The sequence below is a fragment of the Stenotrophomonas maltophilia genome (genome assembly GCF_003970865.1).
GTDB classification, from domain to species: Bacteria; Pseudomonadota; Gammaproteobacteria; order Xanthomonadales; family Xanthomonadaceae; genus Stenotrophomonas; species Stenotrophomonas maltophilia_AR.
Genome location: NZ_RXLZ01000078.1, coordinates 1 through 20,111 on the forward strand (window position 1 = coordinate 1; position 20,111 = coordinate 20,111).

Sequence of the window (20,111 nt, forward strand, 5' to 3'; positions counted from 1 at the left end):
CACGGCGACAGAGACGGGAGATCTGCGGTGGCGGTGTAAGAGGTGAAGAGGGGACACCCCTCACTCCGCCGAGGCAAAGACAAAAGGGCGGGCTAAACGGCGCCCTTTTTTCTTTGGGTGGGGCGGGACCGGACGCGCTTTGGGTGTGGCCCCGCCCGTTGCTGCGCAGCGCGTGGGCCCCTCCCTTTGCCGGCCTCTCCCCGCCCCTGTCGGGGCAGCCCCTCAACAGAGGGGCTTGTTCCCCCAGATGCATCAGTAGATCCGCGAGATCCGTGCCACGCGTGGATGCACAGCGGGAGCTATGCCGTAGTGACCATGTCCTGATCTGGCGCGGGATGCGACGCGCTTTGCGCGTCGCCCCAAACGTTGCCGTGCAACGTTCGGACACCCTTCCTGGAGGGGCTTGTCGCTCCATGTGCCTCAGTAGATCCACGCCATGCGTGGATGCACAGGAGGAATTACGCCGTAGTGGCGATGTCCTGTTCCGGCAGCCTGCGGAACACCAGGCTGGCGTTGGTGCCGCCGAAGCCGAACGAGTTCGACAGCGCGTAATCGATGCGGCGTTGACGCGGCACCTTCGCGGTGAGGTCGAGCCCGGCACAGGCATCCGACGCGGTGTCCAGGTTGCGGGTGGGTGGTGCAACCTGGTCGCGCAGCGCAAGGATCGAGAGGATGGCTTCGACGCTGCCGGCGGCGCCCAGCAGGTGCCCCATCGAGGACTTGGTCGAAGAGATCGACATCGCACCTGTGGTGGCGTGTTCGCCGAACACGCTCTTGATGGCGGCGATCTCGGCCAGGTCGCCGGCCATGGTCGAGGTCGCATGGGCATTCAGATAGTCGATGCGATCCGGGCCGACATCCGCGCGGCGCAGGGCCGCCTGCATCGCGCGGGCGGCACCGTTGCCGTCCTCCGGCGGCGACACGATGTGGTACGCATCACCGGACATTCCATAGCCCACGATCTCGGCGTGGATATGGGCGCCGCGGCGGCGGGCGTGTTCGTATTCCTCCAGGACCAGGATGCCGCTGCCTTCGCCCATGACGAAGCCGTCGCGATCCACGTCCCAGGGGCGCGATGCGCGCTCCGGGGTGTCATTGAAGGCGGTGGACAGCGCGCGCGCCGCGCAGAAGCCGCCGATGCCGAGCTCGCACACCGTCGCCTCGGTACCGCCTGCGATCATGACGTCGGCATCATCCAGCGCGATCATCCGCGCGGCATCGCCGATGGCGTGCGCGCCGGAGGCACAGGCGGTCACCGCCGCGTGCGCAGGGCCACGGAAGCCGTACTGGATGGCGATATGGCCGCCGGCCAGGTTGATCAGCGTGGAGGGAATGAAGAACGGTGAGATGCGCCGTGCGGAGGTGCGTTCGAGCACACGCGCGGTGGCTTCGATGCCGGGCAGGCCGCCGATGCCGGCACCGACCATGACGCCGGTGCGGTCACGCTGTTCGATGTCCTGCGGCAGCCAGCCTGCATCGTGGATGGCTTCGTGTGCAGCGGCCAGCGCATAGACGATGAAGTCGTCCATCTTTTTCAGTTCTTTGCTGTCGGCCCAGTCGCTCGGGTCGAAGCCGCCGCTTGCGCGATTGCCATGCGGCAGCAGTCCGGCGATACGGCAGGGCAGGTGCGCGGCGTCGAAGCGATCGATTGGGCGCACGCCGCTGTGGCCGTCCAGCAGGTTGCGCCAACTGGTTTCCACGTTCATGCCCAGCGGCGTGATCATGCCGATGCCGGTGACCACGACGCGGCGATAGCCCAGCGGATACGGGGGAGCAAGAGAGGGAGTGTTCATGGCAGCAGGGACCGTGGGGTTCATTCGGGCAGGGGGACGTCTTTCCAGAGGGCTTCGACCTGGGCGGCGCGTTGCCTGACCTGCTCCGAGGCGACGGGGCCGGGCTGCAGCAGCACGCGATCAACCGTGATCGGCGTGCGCGTGTGGCGGTCGACCACCATCGACTGCAGCGGTGCACCGCTGCCACGGTCGATCTGTGCAACGGCGGTGCCTTCAGGCGTGAGGTAGCGGCTGCCCCAGTCGAACAGCACCACCAGTACCGGAAACAGATCCTGGCCTTTGGCCGTCAGCACGTACTCATGGCGCGGTGGGCGTTCGCTGTAGGCCTGCTTCTGCAGCAGGCCGTTGTCGACCAGATGCTTCAGGCGCCGGGTGAGGGTGTTGGCCGGGATGCCCAGGCTCTGCTGGAAGTCGTCGAAGCGGCGGCAGCCCTGGAAGGCGTCGCGCAGGATCAGCAGGCTCCAGGACTCGCCGATGCAGTCCAGTGCCCGCGCCGTCGGGCATTCCATCGTGGCGAAGCTGGTTGTTCTCATGGCGGCAGCGTAAACCAGTAACTTCAAATATGGAAGTAACTAATCTGGGCAACGTGACTGCCGGATATGGGGCAGGTGGTGTGCTTGATTCCGGCAGTGATCGTTCGGGCCCGGGTTACCATGTGCCCATCACCTGCTGGAGCTTTTCCCCATGACCGCTGAAATCCTCGTCCCCGTTTCTTTCGGCGAGCTGCTGGACAAGATCTCGATCCTGCAGATCAAGTCCGAGCGCATCAGCGACGAGGGCAAGCTGGCCAATGTGCGCAAGGAGCTGTCGGCGCTGGAGCAGACCTGGATGGCACACCCGGCGGCGGTGAAGGACATCGCCAAGCTGCGTGCCGAGCTGAAGGCGGTCAACGAGCAGCTGTGGGACATCGAGGACGACATCCGGCTGAAGGAGAAGGCGCAGGCGTTCGACCAGGGTTTCATCGACCTGGCGCGTAGCGTCTACCTGCGCAACGACGAACGCGCGCGCATCAAGAAGGCGATCAACCTGGCGCTGGGTTCGGCGTACGTGGAAGAGAAGTCCTACCAGGATTACGCGCAGCGCGCGTAATCCCGGCCCAGGGGTAGATCCACGCCATGCGTGGATGAGTCCTGCCGCTCACCCCAGGTGGTCGGCGACGTAGCGTTCGAATGCAGCGATACCGTCTTCCACGGTGATCAGTTCCATCACATCATCGAACTCGATCTTGGTGCCCCACTTCAGATCCGCGGCCTGCTTGGCCAGATACTTGCGCGCGGCATCATCGTAGCGGTCCACGCAGTAGCGGCGGTCGGAATAGGGGCCGCTGCGGTTCGGATTGCTGGCCGCATGCAGGCCCAGTACCTTGGCGCCCATCGCGTTGGCGATGTGCATCGGGCCCGAGTCCGGGGTCATCACCAGATGGGCGCGGGCCAGCAGCGCCGGCAGCTGCTTCAAGGTGTCCTTGCCGACCAGGTCCAGCGCCGGTGTGTGCAGCTGCGCCTGGATGGCATCGGCCATGCTGCGCTCCAGTTCGCTGCGGCCACCGCACAGCACCACCTGCCAACCGCGCTGTGCGGCGTGGTTGGCCACGGCTGCATAGCGGTCTGCATACCAGTTGCGGCGCACGTGGCTGGAACAGGGCGAGATCATCAGCACCGGGCGGCCATCGTCCTGCCATTGCGCGGCGGCCCACTCATACGCGGACTGCGGCACCGCCAGGTCCCAGCTGACCTCGGTCTGGCGCAGGCCAAGTGGTTCACAGAAACTGCCGATGGCATCCAGCACATGGATGCCGGGGCGGTCGGGGATGCGCTCGTTGATGAAGAGACCGTGCAGATCCTTCGATCGGCTGCGGTCGTAGCCGATGCGACGCTCTGCGGGAATGAAGGCCGACAGCAGGTTGGCGCGGAACGCCACCTGCATCTGCAGCAGCGCTTCGAAGCGCCCCGGTGGCAGCTGCGTGCGCAGTTCCTTGACCCCAGCCATGCCGCTCTTCTTGTCGTAGGCATGGAAGGTGACGCCGGGCAGGCCGTCGAGCAGCTTGTGGCCGGCCTTGTCGATGATCCAGTGGATCGGCGTGTCCGGACGTGCAGCCTGCAGGGTGCGCACCAGGGGCACCACGTGGGTGACATCGCCGAGTGCGGACAGGCGCAGGAGGCACAAGGAGGAGGACGCTGATGCCATGTGTTGTTAGACTCAATGAAATGGTCGCATTCGACGCCAATGAAGCGCTGACGCCATGCCGCGAGGGTCGCGGCATCGGGGCCATTCTGTTCGACCGCGAGCGGCTGCGGCAAGCCGAGATCGGCCTGTTCTCGCCCCAGCACTGGGGAAGCAGGGCCCGGCCGGTGGGTGAGGGCGGCCGTGGCAGCGCCTGGTTGGTCGATGCGCCGTTCGGTCCCAGCGTGCTGCGCCACTACCTGCGCGGTGGCCTGGCGGCGAAGATCAGCCATGACCAGTACTTCTGGCGCGGCGCGGACCGGACCCGCAGCTTCGCCGAATTCCGGCTGATGCGGGCGCTGCGCGAGAAGAAACTACCAGTACCACGGCCGATCGCCGCGTTCTACATGCGCGAGGGCCTGCGCTACCGGGCCGCGATCCTGATGGAGCGGATCGAGGATGTCCGTTCGCTGGCCGACCGCGCGCTGGTCGCTGGCCGGGGCGCACCGTGGGAGGAGACCGGGCGGCTGATCGCCCGCTTCCATCGTGCCGGCCTGGACCACGCCGACCTCAATGCGCACAACATCCTGTTCGATGGCAATGGCCATGGCTGGCTGATCGACTTCGACCGCGGGGTGATCCGCATTCCGGCGACCGCCTGGCGCGAGCGCAATCTCAAGCGCCTGCTGCGCTCGCTGATCAAGCTGCGCGGCGAGCGCAGCGTGGAAGACGTGCAGAAGGACTACGCGCGGCTGCGCCGCGCCTATGACATGGCCTGGAACCGGGGCACCTGATGGACTGGTCGTTGCGTTTCCTCGGCGTCGGCAATGCGTCGGCGGTCGAGCTGGGGTCGCCGATGTCGGTGATCGAGCGGGACGGGCGTCCGTGGCTGACCATCGACTGTGGCGGCGAAGGCCTGACCGCGTTCAAGGCGCACTACGGCCACATGCCGCAGGCGTTGTTCGTCACCCATGTGCACCTGGACCACGTGGCGGGCTTCGAGCGGCTGTTCGTCGATACCTTCTTCAACGCGCACCGGCGCGGCAAGGTGCGCCTGTATGTGCCTGCCACCGTGGTGCCGCTGCTGCACAGGCGCATCGGGGACTACCCGAACGTGCTGGCCGAGGGCGGCGCCAACTTCTGGGATGCCTTCCAGTTGATCGTGGTGGGTGAGGCGTTCTGGCATGAGGGCGTGCGCCTGGAGGTGTTCCCGGTGCGCCACCACTGGCCGGAGACCGCCTATGGCCTGCGCCTGCAGGGCGCGCTGACCTGGAGCGGCGATACCCGGCCGGTTCCGGAGATGCTGGCCCGCTTCGCCAATGACAACGAACTGATCGCGCACGACTGCGGCCTGCACGGCAACCCGTCGCATACCGGTGTGGACGACCTGGAGCGCGAGTACAGCGCGGAACTGCAGGCGCGGATGATGCTCTACCACTATGCCAGCGTGGCCGATGGCCAGGCGCTGGCTGCGCGGGGGCATCGTGTGGCGCAGCCGGGGCAGTGCGTGCCGCTGGCCAACCCCACTGCACCGCACGTGCTGGCGCAGGATCCGCCGTGAGCGGTGCCGGCCAGCCCGCCGACGCGACGCTGGCCGCCGAACTGGAGGCGCTGGAACGCGCGCTGCATGCGCCGCAGGTGCGGGGTGATCGCGAGTCCCTTGCGGCCCTGCTGGACGAGGATTTCAGCGAGATCGGCAGTTCCGGGCAATGCTACGGCCGTGATGCTGCGTTGCAGGAGATCCCGTTGGAGCGCGCGCAGGTGCTGATCGAATCGGAACAGTACGCGGTGTGGTTGTTGGTCGAGGATCTGGCCCAGGTGCGCTACCGCAGCCGCTATCACGTCGATGGCCAGGCGCAACGCTGGGTGCTGCGCAGCTCGCTGTGGCGCCGGCATGGGCAAGGGTGGCGCGTGGTGTTCCACCAAGGCACGCCGGAAACGCAGTAGCGCGGGGCCATGCCCGGCGAAGGGCGCCAACCAAGGTTGGCATCTACCAGGGGCGGGGCGTCGCCGGAAAAGGCGATGGCCCCGCCGGCTGACCTCGGCGCCCGCGTCGATCGATACCGTTGCTGCCTTCCGGCCCTGGCGGGATTTTCGACCTAGCGTCGCGAGGGGCCGACGGGGCCACCATAGAGACGTTGGCCGCCCAGTGGGCGGCCGGTTCACGGATCAGGGGAAGCAGCGCGCGATGCGCCGGAGACCACAGCCGGACTGCACATCGGCTGGCCGATGGCAGACGACAACTATAGCGCAGGCAGGTACATCGACGCCAGCTTCGTGCACTGAATCGGCTGTAACCCGCGTCTGCTGGCAACGCCCCGGACCTACCGGCGTTGCTAGAATGCCGGCCAGGAGGAACGACCTCCCCCGCATCGGGAATCAATGACCAGGACGGCCTGGCCCTACCAAGAGGAGGGCTGTCATGGCCTGGATCTATCTGTTGTTCGCCGGCCTGCTGGAAATCGTCTGGGCCGTGTCCATGAAGCAGTCCGAAGGCTTCACCAAGCTCACCCCCACCGTGGTCACGATCATCGGCATGATCGCCAGCTTCTGGCTGCTGGCGGTGGCCATGCGCAGCCTGCCGCTGGGCACCGCCTACACGATCTGGACCGGCATCGGCGCGGTCGGCGCGTTCGTGGTCGGCATCGTCTTTCTCGGCGAGCAGGTCAACCCGATGCGCATCGGCGCAGCGGTATTGATCGTTTCCGGCCTGGTGCTGATGAAACTCTCGAGCAGCTGAATGCATCTGGCTGGGCGGAGAAGGGAATCTCCGCCTGCTGCAGGTATATGCATTTTCGGCAAAATCATTTTGTCCGCCCGTTTTATTTGACGCGCGTCATGAAAATAACGAGCGTGATTCACATGCCGCTGGCGCCATCGGCCGCACAGTGCCGCCATTCGTCATGCGAAATCGGGGAGTTTTCGCCCTGACGGACACGTTGGCCTGCCTGTTCCAGGTGCGGTCGCGTGAAGATGTGAAGATTTTCAGAAGTTAATGAAGCCAAGCCTTGTTCCCGTGCCGGGAGCCGGGGTGGGCGGCATTGTCTTCAAAAAACCTGCCTGCAGTGCCATCTGGTCTTTTCATGGAGATTTACCGATGAACCGCATTTACCGTCTGGTTTTCAATCGTGCCCTCGGCGTAATGCAGGTTGCTTCGGAGGTCGCCCAGAATCCCGGCGGAAGCGCGGTCTGCGCAGGGCGGGTGCCACGATTGCGGGCGCACCAGCTGGCGGTAGCACTTGCGGCCACGCTGGCCAGCGGTTCGGCGTTCGCGGCGTGCAACACGGTGAACTCGACTGTTACCTGCGATGGCACTACCAACATCAACAATTACAGCAATAGCGCGTCGGGCATCGAGCTGAACATTGCTGCGGGGGCGTTGCTGCGTACACCGCCGGTCGTAGGCGGCGGCAACGCCGCAACGCTGACCGGCGACAACGTGACAGTCAACAACAGCGGCACGATCGATCCGAGCTCGCTTCTTCTCGCGTCCCCCGGCCTGGTCATCGGCAATGGCTCGGCGGGCAACAGCGCGATCGTCGTCAACAACAATTCCGACGGACAGATCAAGGGTGTCGTCAACCTCGCCACGTTGCTGGGCTTTGGTGGGCAGGCACTGGTTGCGCAGAACGTCAACGGCACGACCACCATCAAGAATGATGGCCTGATCAGCATGTCGTTGATCGGGCTGGGTAGTGTTTCCGACGCGACTTCGGTGGTGACCTATGGCGGCGCTGCCGCCAACGTGACCAACAACGGCACCATCAACGGGCGGGTCGGCCTGGGCGCTTCGGCGGGCAATACGTTCCTCAATGCAGGAACGGTCAATGGCAGCGTGCACCTTGGCGACTCGACCGGGGGAAACAGCTTCACCGCGCTGGCCGGCTCCACCATTTCCGCCGCTGGAGGCGTTGCCGCCGCCGGCACGATCACCGGCGTTACCGGGGTCAAGGTTGCCGCTGCAGGCACCGTCAATGCAGGTGCCGGTACCGGTGCCGCCAACAACACGCTGGTACTGCAGGACAACGCCACCAACAACGGTCCGCTATCGAGCATCGGATGGACCAACTACATCGGCTTCCAGAAGCTGACCGTCAACAGCGGCACCTGGAACCTGCAGGGACTGTGGTCGGGAGCCGGTGCGGTGACGCTCAATGGCGGCCTGGCCAACTTCAACGATGCCGGCGCTTTCGGTTCCGGCACGATTACAGGTGCCGGAGGCAGCATCGCTGCGAGCACCGGCGGCCTCAACCTGGCCAACAACTTCACGCTCAACAGCGGCCTGGGCCTGACCCTCGGCGGCAGCAACGCCTTCAGTCTGGGCGGTGTGTTGGCTGGCAGCGGCGGGCTGACGGTCAACAACACCAGCATCGTCACCCTCGGCGGCGCGAACCTGTTCTCCGGGGGCGTCAACCTCAACGCCGGTGGCCTGCTGCTGGGCAATGCGGGTGCTCTTGGTTCCGGCACCCTCACCGTGGGTGGTCTGGCGTCGCTGGACACCAACGCCGCGTTCAACCTGAGCAACAACCTGGTCGTCAGCGGGGGCGGCACCCTCAACCTGCTCGGCAACAACAGTCTTGGCCTCAACGGTTCGATCTCCGGCGCCGGCAACCTGGTCAAGGCGGGTCCGGGCACGCTCACCTTGAATGGTGCCAACCTGCTCACGGGCTCCTTCTCGGTCACCGGTGGTGCGCTGGCACTGGGTGCCGGTGGCAGCCTGTCGCCGACAAGTGCGATCTCGCTGAGCGCAGGTACCAACCTCGATCTCTCGGTTGCGGCCAGCCAGACCATCGGCTCACTCGCCGGATCCGGTGCGCTCAACCTCGGCGCGCGCACTCTCACGTTGGGTGGCCTGAACACCAACACCACTTTCTCCGGCGTCATCGGCGGTGTCGGTGGCGCGCTGGTCAAGGTCGGCACGGGTACCCAGACCCTGTCTGGTGCCAATACCTTCACCGGCGGCGTCGCGCTCAACGGCGGCGGCCTGCTGCTGGGCAATGCAGGCGCGCTGGGCACCGGCGCACTCAGTGTCGGCGGCAACGTGTCCCTTGATGGCACCGGGGCACTTGCTCTCGCCAACGCGGTCAATCTGGGCGCCGGCAGCATCCTCAGTCTGTCCGGGAACCAGGCGTTGACCTTCAACGGCGTCATCGGCGGTACCGGCAGCCTGGTCAAGAACGGCGCGGCTACCCTGACCCTCAACAACGCCAACACGTTTGGTGGAGGGCTGTCGCTCACCGCCGGTGGACTGGTGCTCGGCAACGGTGGTGCGCTGGGAACCGGCGCATTGAACGTCGGTGGTGCAGTGACGCTTGATGCCAGCTCGGCACTGACCGTGGGCAACGGCATCAACCTGGGGTTGGGTGGTTCGCTCAATGTGCTGGGGGGCAACGCGCTGACGCTGGGCGGCGTGATCGGTGGCACCGGCAGCCTGGTCAAGAACGGCGCCTCCACGCTGACGCTGGGTGGGGCCAACGCGTTCACCGGTGGCCTGAACGTGAACGCAGGCAAGGTGGCGCTGGCCAGTGGCGGCAGTCTGGCGTCCGCCGGGGCGGTGAGCCTGGCGGGGGCCGGCGCCGAACTGGATATCTCGCTCGGTGGCAACCAGACCATCGGTGCGTTGTCCGGTGTGGCGGGCAGCACGCTTTCGCTGGGCAGCAGCACGCTCACCTTCGGCGATGCCACCAACCAGACCTTCGCCGGTGCGATCGGCGGCACCGGTGGCCTGATCAAGCAGGGCACCGGCGTACAGACGCTGACCGGCGCCAATACCTTCAGCGGTGGGGTGAATCTTGCGGCCGGTGGCCTGGTGCTGGGCAACGCCGGTGCGCTGGGAGGCGGTGCGCTGACGGTCAGTGGCAACGGTTCGCTGGACACCACTGCTGCGCTGAACCTGGGCAATGCGATCAACCTCGGCGCGGCGCTGACCCTGCCGGGCAGCCAGAATCTGACGCTGGGCGGCGACATTACCGGCACCGGCAGCCTGGTCAAGAACGGCGCGTCGACACTGACCTTGAACGGCACCAACACCTTCAATGGTGGCTTGAGCGCAAGCGCCGGCGGCCTGCTGCTGGGCAACAGCGGCGCACTCGGCACGGGGACGCTGGGCATCGGCGGCAGCGTCTCGCTCGATGGCAGCGCCCCGCTGAATCTGGCCAACAATGTGTCCCTGGGCGCGGGTGCCGCGCTGTCGCTGCCGGGCTCGCAGGCGATCACGCTGGGTGGGGTGGTCTCCGGTGCGGGCAGACTGGTGAAGAACGGCGCCACCACCTTGACCCTCAATGGCGCCAACACCTTCGGCGGCGGGGTGACCGTCAACGGTGGCGGCCTGCTGCTGGGCAATGCCGGTGCGTTGGGCACTGGTGCGCTGTCGGTGGGCGCCAATACCACGCTGGACAGTTCGGTGGCGCTGAACCTGGCCAATGGCGTCAATCTTGGAACGGGTGCAGTGCTTAACCTGCTGGGCGCCCAGAATGTAGCGCTGGGCGGTGTCATCGCCGGCACCGGCAGCCTGGTCAAGAACGGTGCGGCGACACTGGCGTTGAACGGGCCCAATACCTTCAGTGGAGGTGTTGGCCTCAACGCGGGTGTGCTGCAGCTGGGCAATGCGCTGGCCCTGGGTACGGGGCAGCTGGATGTGGGCGGAAGTGCTTCGCTGGATGCCTCAACGGCGCTGGCGGTTGGCAACAACATTGGCCTCGCTGCCGGTGCCAACCTCTCCGTGCTGGGCAGCAATGACCTGACGCTCACCGGTCCGGTATTCGGTGCAGGTGGGTTGACCAAGGATGGCGTGGCACGACTCACCCTGTCCGGTGCCAATCTCTATACCGGAGGCACCACGATCAATGCCGGTGTGCTGGCGTTGGGGGCAGGTGGCAGTCTGGCCGCGACCGGTGCGGTGAACCTTGCTGGTGCGGGCGCGATACTGGACATCTCCGCAGCCGGTGCAGCACAGACCATCGGCGCCCTGAGCGGCGTGGCGGGCAGCCAGCTTGCACTGGGCGCGCAGTCGCTCACCTTCGGCGGTGCCAGCAACGGCAGCTTTGCCGGTGTGATCGGTGGTACCGGTGGCCTGGTCAAGACCGGCACGGGTGTGCAGACGCTGTCCGGTGCAAACACCTTCAGTGGTGGTCTTGCGCTCAATGCGGGCGGCCTGATCCTCGGCGACGCCAACGCGCTCGGTACCGGTGCGCTGGGTATCGGCGGCACCACCACGCTCGACAGCACCGTGGCACTGAACCTGGCCAACGCGGTGAACTTTGGCGCAGGCACGCAGCTGACCCTGGGCGGCAGCAGCGATGTCACCCTGGGGGGCGTGGTGGCCGGCAACGGCAGCCTGATCAAGAACGGTGCCGGCCTGCTGACGCTCAACAACACCAATACCTTCGGTGGTGGCCTGACCTTGAACGGCGGTGGCCTGGTGGTCGGTGCGAATGGTGCGCTCGGTACCGGCGCGCTGGCGGTGAATGCCAGCACCACGCTGGATGCGGGCGCGGCAGTGACGCTCGGCAATGGGGTCACGCTGGGCTCGGGCGTTGCACTGACGTTGCCGGGCAGCAATGCGCTGACGCTGTCGGGTGTGATCGGTGGCAATGGCAGCCTGATCAAGAATGGTGCTACCACGCTGACGCTGTCCGGTGCCAATACCTACACCGGAGGCACCACCATCAACGCCGGCACGCTGGCGCTGGGCACGGGCGGTAGTCTCGCCGCAGTGGGTGATATCACGCTGGGCGCAGGCGCTGGCTTCGATATCTCCGGCGCGGGCAGCAACCAGACCATCGGTGCGCTCAACGGTGCGGGCGGCAGCACGCTGGCGCTGGGCGGAAATTCATTGACCTTCGGTACGGCCAGCAACGCCGCGTTCGACGGCGTGATCAGTGGCGGCGGCAGTCTGGTCAAGGTAGGCGCGGGCGTACAGACGCTGTCCGGCGCCAACACTTTTGGCGGCGGCGTGACGCTCAACGCCGGCGGGCTGGTGCTCGGCAATGACGCGGCCCTGGGCACGGGGGCATTGACCGTCGGCGGTGCCGCCACGCTGGATACCACCGGCCTGGCAACGCTGGCCAACAACATCGCGCTCAACGCCGGGCTGACCGTGCTCGGCAGCAACGCGCTGACACTCAACGGTGTTCTTTCCGGGGCCGGCAGCCTGACCAAGAATGGCGGCGCAACGCTGACCCTGAACGGCATCAACACCTACACCGGTGGCACCAACATCAACGCCGGCACGCTGGCGCTGGGGGCCGGCGCGAGCCTGGCGGCGAGCGGTACTGTGAACCTCGCCACCGGTGCCACGCTGGATCTGTCCGCCGGCAGCGGCACGCAGGTGTTCGGCACGCTGGTCGGCAACGGTACGGTGAACCTCGGTGCCAACTCGATCGAAGTCGGTGGTGCCGCCAATGGCACCTTCAGTGGCTCGATCGCAGGTACCGGTGGCCTGACCAAGGTCGGTTCGGGCATCGAGACGCTGACCGGTGCAAACACCTACACCGGCGGCACCTTCATCGATGCCGGTACGCTGGCGATTGGTCCGGGCGGCAGCCTGGCAGCCACCGGCGCGGTGACGCTGAGCGCTGCAGGCACCGGCTTCGATATCTCTACCGCAGGGGCCAACCAGACCATCGGGTCATTGAACGGCGTGGTCGGCTCGACGGTGAGCCTCGGGGCACAGACGCTGACACTGGGTGGTGAGGGCAACAGCCTCTTCGATGGCGCGATGTCCGGCACCGGTGGCCTGGTCAAGAACGGTGCCGGCATCCTCACGCTGGGTGGCGCCAATCTGTTCAGTGGTGGCGTTGCACTCAACGGCGGTGGCCTGGTGGTCGGCAACAACGCCGCGCTCGGCAGCGGTGCGTTGACGGTCGGAAGCAACGCGACACTGGATGCATCGACCGGCGTCAGCCTGGCCAACAACATCAACCTCGCATCGGGTGCCAACCTTGATCTGCTCGGCAGCCAGGCGCTGGCACTGGGCGGCGTGATCTCGGGTACAGGCGGGTTGATCAAGGACGGTGCGGCCACGGTGACCCTGAGCGGTGCCAACACCTACACCGGAGGCACCACCATCAACAGTGGCACGCTGGCGATCGGTGCCGGTGGCAGCCTCGCCGCGACCGGCGCGGTGAACCTGGCCGGCACCGGCACGCTCGACATCTCGGCGGGCAACCAGGCCATCGGTTCGCTGGCCGGCGTGGCCGGCAGCACGGTGGCACTGGGCGGCAGCACGCTGACCCTGGGCGGCACGGTGGACAGCACCTTCAACGGTGTGATCGGCGGCAATGGTGGCCTGATCAAGAACGGCGCAGGCGTGCAGACGCTCAATGGCGCCAGCACCTTCAGCGGTGGCGTGGCGCTCAGCGCCGGTGGCCTGGTGGTCGGCAACAACGCTGCGCTGGGCACCGGTGCGGTGACGGTTGGAGGCGCGGCCACGCTCGATTCGAACGCTGCCGTGACGCTGGGCAACAACTTCATCCTCAACAACGCGTTGACCGTCCTCGGCAGCAACAACCTCACCCTCAACGGCAACCTGAGTGGTACCGGGAGCCTGACCAAGGAGGGTGCAGCGACGCTGACCTTGAACGGCACCAACACCTACACCGGCGGCACCAACATCAACGCCGGTACGCTGGCACTGGGCGCGGGCGCGAGCCTGCACGCCAGTGGCATCGTCAACCTGGCCTCGGGTGCGACCTTCGATCTGTCGGCGGGTAGCGGCACGCAGCAGTTCGGCACCCTGATCGGCAACGGTACGGTGAATCTGGGCGCGAACACGCTGACGATCGGAGACGCCACCAATGGCACCTTCAGTGGTTCGGTGGCGGGCACCGGCGGCCTGGTCAAGGAAGGTTCGGGCACCCAGACGTTGACCGGCACCAATACCTTCACCGGTGGCACCACCATCAACGCGGGTACGCTGGCGATCGGCGCCGGTGGCAGCCTGGCTGCCACGGGTGCGGTGAATCTGGCCAACGCCGGTACCGCCTTTGACATCAGCGCGGGTGGCCCGCAGGCCATCGGCTCGCTGGCAGGCGTGGCCGGCAGCACCGTGGCGCTGGGTGGCAGCACGTTGACACTCAATGGTGCCGGCAACGCCACATTCGCCGGTAGCATCACCGGCACCGGTGGCCTGGTGAAGAACGGCGCCGGCGTGCAGACCCTGAGCGGCAACAATGCCTTCAGCGGCGGCGTGGCACTCAACGCCGGTGGCCTGGTGCTGGGCGACAACGGTGCGCTGGGAACCGGCACGCTGACCGTGGGCGGCAACGCCAGCCTGGACGGCACCAGCGCGCTGACCCTGGCCAACACCGTGCAGCTGGCCAGCGGCACGCTGACCCTGGCCGGCGGCAACACGCTGACCTTGAACGGCCCGATCAGCGGCGCTGGCGGCCTGCTCAAGGATGGCGCAGCGACTGTCACCCTGGGCGGTGCCAGCACCTATACCGGTGCCACCACCATCAACAGCGGCACGCTGGCGGTGGCGGCCGGTGGCAGCCTGTCCGGTGCCAGCACGGTGAACCTGGCCGGCGCTGGCACGTTGGACATCAGTGCCGGTGGCAGCCAGAGCATCGGTGGCCTGGCTGGCGTAACCGGCTCCAGCGTGGTGCTGGGTGGTGCAACCCTGACCACCGGCGGCAACAACGGCAGCACCACCTTCGGCGGCGTGCTTAGTGGCACCGGCGGCCTGGTGCAGAGCGGCACCGGCACGCTGACCCTGAGCGGCGACAACGTCTATACCGGCGGCACCACCATCAATGGCGGCAGCACGCTGCAGATCGGCAACGGCGGCAGCACCGGCTCAGTGCTGGGTGATATCACCAACAACGGCAGCCTGGTCTACAACCTCGGCACCACGGCAACCGTGGGCGGCGTGGTCAGCGGCAGCGGCGGCCTGACCCAGGCCGGCGGTGGCACGCTGGTGCTGATCGGCAACAACACCTACACCGGCGGTACCACCATCAATGCCGGTGGCACGCTGCAGGTCGGCAACGGTGGTGCGACCGGCGCGATCATCGGTGATATCACCAACAACGGTGCGCTGGTGTCCAACGTGGCCGGCAACACCACGCTGGGTGGCACCATCAGCGGCGCCGGTGGCCTGACCCAGGCCGGTGCCGGCACGCTGGTGCTGACCGGCAACAACACCTATACCGGCGGCACCACCATCAATACCGGTGGCACGCTGCAGGTCGGCAATGGCGGCGCAACCGGTGCGATCACCGGCAACGTCGCCAACAATGGCAGCCTGGTGTTCAACGTCGGCGGCAACACCACCGTCGGTGGCGCGATCAGTGGCAGTGGTGGCCTGACCCAGGCCGGCGCCGGCGTGCTGACCCTGGTCGGCAACAACAGCTACACCGGCGGCACCACCATCAATGCCGGCGGCACGCTGCAGGTCGGCAACGGCGGGGCAACCGGCGCCATCGCCGGCGACATCACCAACAATGGTGCGTTGATTTCCAACGTGGCCGGCAATACCGCGCTGGGCGGCACCATCAGCGGTACAGGTGGCCTGACCCAGGCGGGCAGTGGGTCGCTGCTGCTGACCGGCACCAACACCTACACCGGCGGTACCACCATCAACGCCGGCGGCACGCTGCAGCTGGGCAATGGTGGTGCGACCGGCTCGATCGTCGGCGACGTCACCAACAACGGCACGCTGGTGTCCAACGTGGCCGGCAACTCCACGCTGGGGGGCACCATCAGCGGCAGCGGCGGCCTGACCCAGGCCGGCAGCGGCACACTGACCGTGACCGGCAACAACACCTATACCGGCCCGACCACCATCACCGCCGGTGGCACCCTGCAGGTGGGCAATGGCGGCGCAACCGGTGCGATCGGCGGCAGCGTGACCAACAACGGCAGCCTGGTGTTCAACGTGGGTGGCAACACCACCGTCGGCGGCGCCATCAGCGGCAGCGGCGGCCTGACCCAGGCCGGCAGCGGCACGTTGATCCTGGGCGGCAACAACACCTACACCGGCGGCACCACCATCAACACCGGCGGCACGCTGCAGGTCGGCAACGGCGGCGCGAGCGGATCGATTGCCGGCAACGTCAGCAATAACGGCAGCCTGGTGTTCAACGTAGGTGGCAATACCACCGTCGGCGGCACCATCAGTGGCAGTGGTGGCCTGACCCAGGCCGGCAACGGCACCATCACGTTGACCGGCAACAACACCTACACCGGCGGCACCACCATCAACGCGGGTGGCACGGTGCAGGTCGGCAACGGCGGGGCCAGCGGTTCGGTCACCGGCAACATCACCAACAACGGTGGCCTGGTCATCAACACCGGTGGCACCACCACGCTGGGCGGCACCATCAGCGGTGGCGGCAGCATCGTGCAGGCCGGCCCGGGCACGCTGAATCTGGGCGGCAACAGCGGTGGCTTCAACGGCACCGGCCAGGTCACCGGCGGCGGCCTGAATGTCACCGGCAACATCGGCGGCCAGTGGACCATCGGCAGCGGCACCACGCTGTCCGGCACCGGCACCATCGGTGGCACCGGCGGTGGCGTGACGGTATCCACCGGCGGCGTGCTGTCGCCGGGCAATGGCCCGGGCAATGGAAGTGGTGCGGGCAATGGCACCGGCACGATCACGGTGGGAGGCAACCTGACCCTGTCGCCGGGCAGCACGCTGGGCATCGATCTGGGTGCCACCGGCAGCGACACGGTGCAGGTGGGGGGTAGTGCCAACGTGGGTGGCAGCACCGTGCAGGTGAACACCATTTCGCCGAGCACCAGCTACCAGCAGGGCCAGCAGTACACCGTGGTCAACGCGGGCGGTGGCGTGAGCGGGCAGTTCGCCTCGGCGAAGACGCCGTCGGCCTTCCTGACCATCACCCCGGTCTATACCGCGAACACGGCCAACCTGCAGATCGACGTGACGCAGACCGCGGCATTCACCACGGCGGCGAAGACGCGCAACCAGTACAACACCGCCGCAGCGCTGGACAGTCTGCCGCAGAGTGGTTCGGCACTGGGCCTGTACAACACGCTGTTGATGTATGACGCGGGTACCGCGCGCGCGGCGTTCGACCAGCTGTCCGGTGAAGTGCATGCGGCCAGCCGTGCGGTGCTGCTGTACGACAACTACCTGGAAGAGGGCATCCGCCAGCGTCTGGGCAGTGAGCTGCCGACCGTGCGTGGTGAGCGTGCCTCGGCCTGGCTGGCCGGTAGTGGCAAGGTGTTCCGCCAGGACGGTGACGGCAACGGCGATGACATCCGCTCCAACCGCAATGCGCTGATGGCGGGCGTGGACTGGCAGCTGGGCGAGCACGTGGTGCTGGGTGCGGCCGCAGGCAACGAGCGGCTGGATACGCGCCTGTACGATCGCAGCTCGCGGGCCCGCCTGCGCGGCAACACGTTCGGCCTGTATGCGCAGGGCCAGTGGAACAACGGCTTTGCGGTCGGTGGCAGCGTATCGCGCGGTGACTACCGCACGCGTACCACGCGTGAGGTGCCGCTGCTGGGCCAGACCCTGTACAGCCGCCAGGACTCGGATGTGACCATCGCGCAGGTGGAGGGCAGCTGGACCTGGACCCACGGCAGGACCCAGCTGCAGCCGTACGTGCAGTTCACCAAGCACTGGGTCGACAGCGATCGCGCAGTGGAGCAGGGCGGCACTGCCGCACTGGAGCTGGAAGGCGGCAAGGACACGCTCAATGTCAGCACCGTGGGCGTGCGTGGACGCTGGGACGTGGGCAGCGGCGAGCGCTTCCCGGCGCAGCTGACCGTCGGCCTCGGCTGGCAGCACGCTTCGGGTGACACCGATGTGGCCAGCCGCAACCGCTTCGCCGTCGGTGGCAATGCCTTCGACGTCTACAGCGCGGTGATGGCACGCAATGCGCTGGTCAGCCAGGTTGGCGTGGCGGTTGGGCTCGGCCGCAACAGCCAGCTGTCGATGTTCGTGCAGGGCCAGCACGGCGATGGCCGCCGCGATGTCGGCGGGCAGATCAACCTGCGTGTGGGTTTCTGAGGGGAGCGGGCCAGCGGTAGATCCACGCCCTGCGTGGATGGGGCCTGGGCGGGAGCGCTAGAGCTCCCGTTCCATTTCCACGGCGTCGATTCCGGCGCCGTGGCCATCGGGCACGATCCGCGTCACCTGGAAGCCCAGGCCGGCATAGAAGCCCTGAGTGTGCTGGCTGGTACTGAGCGCGATGCGCTTGATTGAGGGATCCGCTTCGGCCTGGCGCAGGCGTGCCAGCGCCAGTTCGCGGCCCAGTCCATGCCGGTGCAGCGCGCGCTGCACCATGCCCCAGCAGAAACCGGCACCGCCGTCACCGCGTCGCGACAGGCCGCCACAGGCCACGATGCTGCCATCGCGCTCGAGCACCTGGAATGCACAGTCCGTGGTCTGTTCGCGCAGGAAGCGTTCGAAGTCGCTGCGCTCTTCGGGCGCGAAGTAGGTGGGTACGTTGCTGTCGAAAATCGACAGGCAGGCGCTGGCATCGGCGGGGCGGTAGAGGCGGAGGTTCATGGGCCCACGATAGACGATCGTCAATAGATCCACGCCATGCGTGGATTCGTGGACCGGATGCCGTGCGTGTTTCCCTCAGGCCGAGATTCCCGCCAGCACCGCATACATCACCACGAAGCTCACCAGGAACAGGTAGACGCCGCCGATGGCCAGGTAGCGCAGCACGGTCAGCGCCTTGTTGCCGCCATACACGCGTTGCTGCATCCACAGCAGATAGACCGGGACCGCCAGCCACAGCAGTGCATACAGCCATTGGCTGACGGCGCCGATTGCGGGTGATGCGAACGCGCTGCTGACGCCAGCGATGAGGAAGGTTGCCAGCAGCACCATCATCAGCCAGCAATGGCTGTACAGCGCCACCACCAGGTGTTCCAGATAGCCCATCGCCCGCGGAATATAGGCGACGCGCAGTACCAGTGCGAACACTGGCATCAGGAAGAACAGGGCGCCGGGCAATGCGGTCAGGATCGCCTGCATGTACAGATCGGTCTTGCCGCCCATGCGCTGGATGTTGGCGTTGCCGTTGTGCAGGCGCTTGTTGAGCCAGTTGTTGGCGAACCGGGGCCAGCCGGCAACCACGATGGGGTTGGTATCAGCGTCCCACGGTTTGCCGTTGACGGTGTGGTTGAAGAAAGTGCCGTTTTCCGTCGTGGCGGCGTCCTTGCCGGCACCGGTGAGCTCGGCTTTGCGCTGCGCGGCTGCGGCATTCACTGCAGCCCTGGCCATGGCGAAGCCGGCGTTGCCGGTGGCGGGTGAGTTGGCCTGCTGGCGATCGATCGTCGCGAGCTGCTCCGCGCGCGCGGCTTCGACCTGCTCCACGGTTGTGGCCCTGGTATACGCCGAACCGCTGCTGCCGCCCATGTGGATGTCGTCGACATGCACGAACAGCTTGCCGATGAAGAACGTAAACAGGGTGAGGATGACGAACAGCCGCAGGGGCTGTACGTATCCCACGCGACGCCCATTGAGGTAGTTCAGTGCGATGCGGCCGGGAACCCAGAGATCGCGCAGCGTGCGGAAGATACGCCCATCGAGATGCCAGAAGGATTCGAACACTTCTTCAATGGCGTGGCCCACGTGCTTGAGCGGGTTGTGCGCCGATTGCCCGCAGCGGTGGCAGTAGTGGCCCTGCAGGGCGGTGTCGCAGTTCTCGCAGGCGGCGTGCGCGCTGTCGGTCGAGCTCATGGGCAATGGGCCAGGCGTCGGTTGAAGGCGCCTACCATAGCGAAATTTCAGGTTTCGTTCAGTTTTGTTTTGTGGTGCCCGGAGCGTGCGGAAGGCGACCAAGAGCATCCACGCATGGCGTGGATCTACTGATCTGTCCCCGAGAGCGCGGAAGAGGGGGATTGTCGGGTGCATCCATCGGGTGCATCCATGCACCCGATCCCGGTGCGCGCTGCGCCCCGGGACCCGCTGCGGTGGTCTGTCCGTGCATATCGCGTATCTGGAGGAACAAGCCCCTCTGTTGAGGGGCTGCCCCGACAGGGGCGGGGAGAGGCAGGCAAAGGGCTGGCTCTTCTAACCATCTCCGAGCCCACCAGCGGGACGCCGAGTTCGTTTCCCGTGTTCGGCTTGTAAACAAAATAAACATCTATACCAACGTACGTGATGTGTCGTTCCTTTCAGACAGATCAACGAAAGGCTGTTACGCATCACACATTTACACGGTGTAAGAA

Annotated in this window: 11 protein-coding genes and 1 other RNA gene; 6 read left to right on the forward strand and 6 right to left on the reverse strand. The window is 66.5% G+C overall.

Translation table 11 applies throughout. The features are described from left to right. Positions 1-458 precede the first annotated feature (458 nt). Positions 459-1,793 carry a beta-ketoacyl-ACP synthase II gene (gene fabF / locus EKL94_RS19665; protein ID WP_185830062.1) on the reverse strand — a complete coding sequence of 445 codons (1,335 nt, stop codon included), beginning with the start codon at positions 1,791-1,793 and terminating at the stop codon, positions 459-461. 20 nt (positions 1,794-1,813) lie between these two features. Then, complete coding sequence (locus tag EKL94_RS19670) at positions 1,814-2,326, reverse strand: winged helix-turn-helix transcriptional regulator (RefSeq protein ID WP_126930334.1); 513 nt, start codon at positions 2,324-2,326, stop codon at positions 1,814-1,816. 151 nt (positions 2,327-2,477) lie between these two features. Here EKL94_RS19670 and EKL94_RS19675 point away from each other — a divergent pair, with 151 nt between their 5' ends. Beyond that, positions 2,478-2,882 (forward strand): DUF6165 family protein, encoded by a 405-nt coding sequence (locus tag EKL94_RS19675; RefSeq protein WP_046982834.1) that lies wholly within the window; start codon positions 2,478-2,480, stop codon positions 2,880-2,882. Positions 2,883-2,930: 48 nt separating this feature from the next. Here the strand turns inward: EKL94_RS19675 and EKL94_RS19680 are convergent, their stop codons facing one another. After that, positions 2,931-3,977, reverse strand: a complete 1,047-nt coding sequence (locus EKL94_RS19680) for a glycosyltransferase family 9 protein (RefSeq protein ID WP_126930335.1) — start codon at positions 3,975-3,977, stop codon at positions 2,931-2,933. Positions 3,978-3,997: 20 nt separating this feature from the next. On the opposite strand from EKL94_RS19680, the gene EKL94_RS19685 reads away from it, so the two are divergent. Genes EKL94_RS19685 through EKL94_RS19695 form a run of 3 tightly spaced genes read left to right on the forward strand, consistent with a single transcriptional unit; the run spans position 3,998 to position 5,900 of the window. Next, on the forward strand, positions 3,998-4,747 hold the full coding sequence (locus EKL94_RS19685) for a 3-deoxy-D-manno-octulosonic acid kinase (protein WP_126930336.1): 750 nt from the start codon (positions 3,998-4,000) through the stop codon (positions 4,745-4,747). Continuing rightward, positions 4,747-5,514: an MBL fold metallo-hydrolase gene (locus EKL94_RS19690; RefSeq protein WP_126930337.1), complete on the forward strand. Its 768-nt coding sequence runs from the start codon at positions 4,747-4,749 to the stop codon at positions 5,512-5,514. Before EKL94_RS19685 ends, EKL94_RS19690 begins: the two co-directional genes overlap by 1 nt. Beyond that, positions 5,511-5,900, forward strand: coding sequence for a nuclear transport factor 2 family protein (locus EKL94_RS19695; protein WP_126930338.1), 390 nt, complete (start codon positions 5,511-5,513; stop codon positions 5,898-5,900). Before EKL94_RS19690 ends, EKL94_RS19695 begins: the two co-directional genes overlap by 4 nt. Before the next feature lie 78 nt (positions 5,901-5,978). Here the strand turns inward: EKL94_RS19695 and ffs are convergent. Further along, positions 5,979-6,075, reverse strand: an RNA gene (ffs, locus tag EKL94_RS19700) — signal recognition particle sRNA small type. Between the two features lie 300 nt (positions 6,076-6,375). Between ffs and EKL94_RS19705 the strand changes: the two genes are divergently transcribed. Beyond that, a complete protein-coding gene (locus tag EKL94_RS19705) occupies positions 6,376-6,693 on the forward strand; it encodes a DMT family transporter (protein ID WP_099553816.1) in 318 nt (105 codons plus the stop codon). A gap of 357 nt (positions 6,694-7,050) precedes the next feature. After that, positions 7,051-17,934, forward strand: coding sequence for an autotransporter-associated beta strand repeat-containing protein (locus EKL94_RS19710; RefSeq protein ID WP_126930339.1), 10,884 nt, complete (start codon positions 7,051-7,053; stop codon positions 17,932-17,934). A gap of 57 nt (positions 17,935-17,991) precedes the next feature. On the opposite strand, the gene EKL94_RS19715 is transcribed toward EKL94_RS19710, so the two are convergent. After that, positions 17,992-18,435 (reverse strand): GNAT family N-acetyltransferase, encoded by a 444-nt coding sequence (locus tag EKL94_RS19715; RefSeq protein ID WP_126930340.1) that lies wholly within the window; start codon positions 18,433-18,435, stop codon positions 17,992-17,994. 75 nt (positions 18,436-18,510) lie between these two features. After that, positions 18,511-19,620 carry a DUF3667 domain-containing protein gene (locus tag EKL94_RS19720; protein WP_126930341.1) on the reverse strand — a complete coding sequence of 370 codons (1,110 nt, stop codon included), beginning with the start codon at positions 19,618-19,620 and terminating at the stop codon, positions 18,511-18,513. Positions 19,621-20,111: the final 491 nt, after the last annotated feature.

Excerpts from the sequence above, each read along its gene's own strand:
- fabF (WP_185830062.1), bottom strand. The coding sequence starts at position 1,793 with ATGAACACTCCCTCTCTTGCTCCCCCGTATCCGCTGGGCTATCGCCGC.
- EKL94_RS19670 (WP_126930334.1), bottom strand. The coding sequence starts at position 2,326 with ATGAGAACAACCAGCTTCGCCACGATGGAATGCCCGACGGCGCGGGCA.
- EKL94_RS19675 (WP_046982834.1), top strand. The coding sequence starts at position 2,478 with ATGACCGCTGAAATCCTCGTCCCCGTTTCTTTCGGCGAGCTGCTGGAC.
- EKL94_RS19680 (WP_126930335.1), bottom strand. The coding sequence starts at position 3,977 with ATGGCATCAGCGTCCTCCTCCTTGTGCCTCCTGCGCCTGTCCGCACTC.
- EKL94_RS19685 (WP_126930336.1), top strand. The coding sequence starts at position 3,998 with ATGGTCGCATTCGACGCCAATGAAGCGCTGACGCCATGCCGCGAGGGT.
- EKL94_RS19690 (WP_126930337.1), top strand. The coding sequence starts at position 4,747 with ATGGACTGGTCGTTGCGTTTCCTCGGCGTCGGCAATGCGTCGGCGGTC.
- EKL94_RS19705 (WP_099553816.1), top strand. The coding sequence starts at position 6,376 with ATGGCCTGGATCTATCTGTTGTTCGCCGGCCTGCTGGAAATCGTCTGG.
- EKL94_RS19710 (WP_126930339.1), top strand. The coding sequence starts at position 7,051 with ATGAACCGCATTTACCGTCTGGTTTTCAATCGTGCCCTCGGCGTAATG.
- EKL94_RS19715 (WP_126930340.1), bottom strand. The coding sequence starts at position 18,435 with ATGAACCTCCGCCTCTACCGCCCCGCCGATGCCAGCGCCTGCCTGTCG.
- EKL94_RS19720 (WP_126930341.1), bottom strand. The coding sequence starts at position 19,620 with ATGAGCTCGACCGACAGCGCGCACGCCGCCTGCGAGAACTGCGACACC.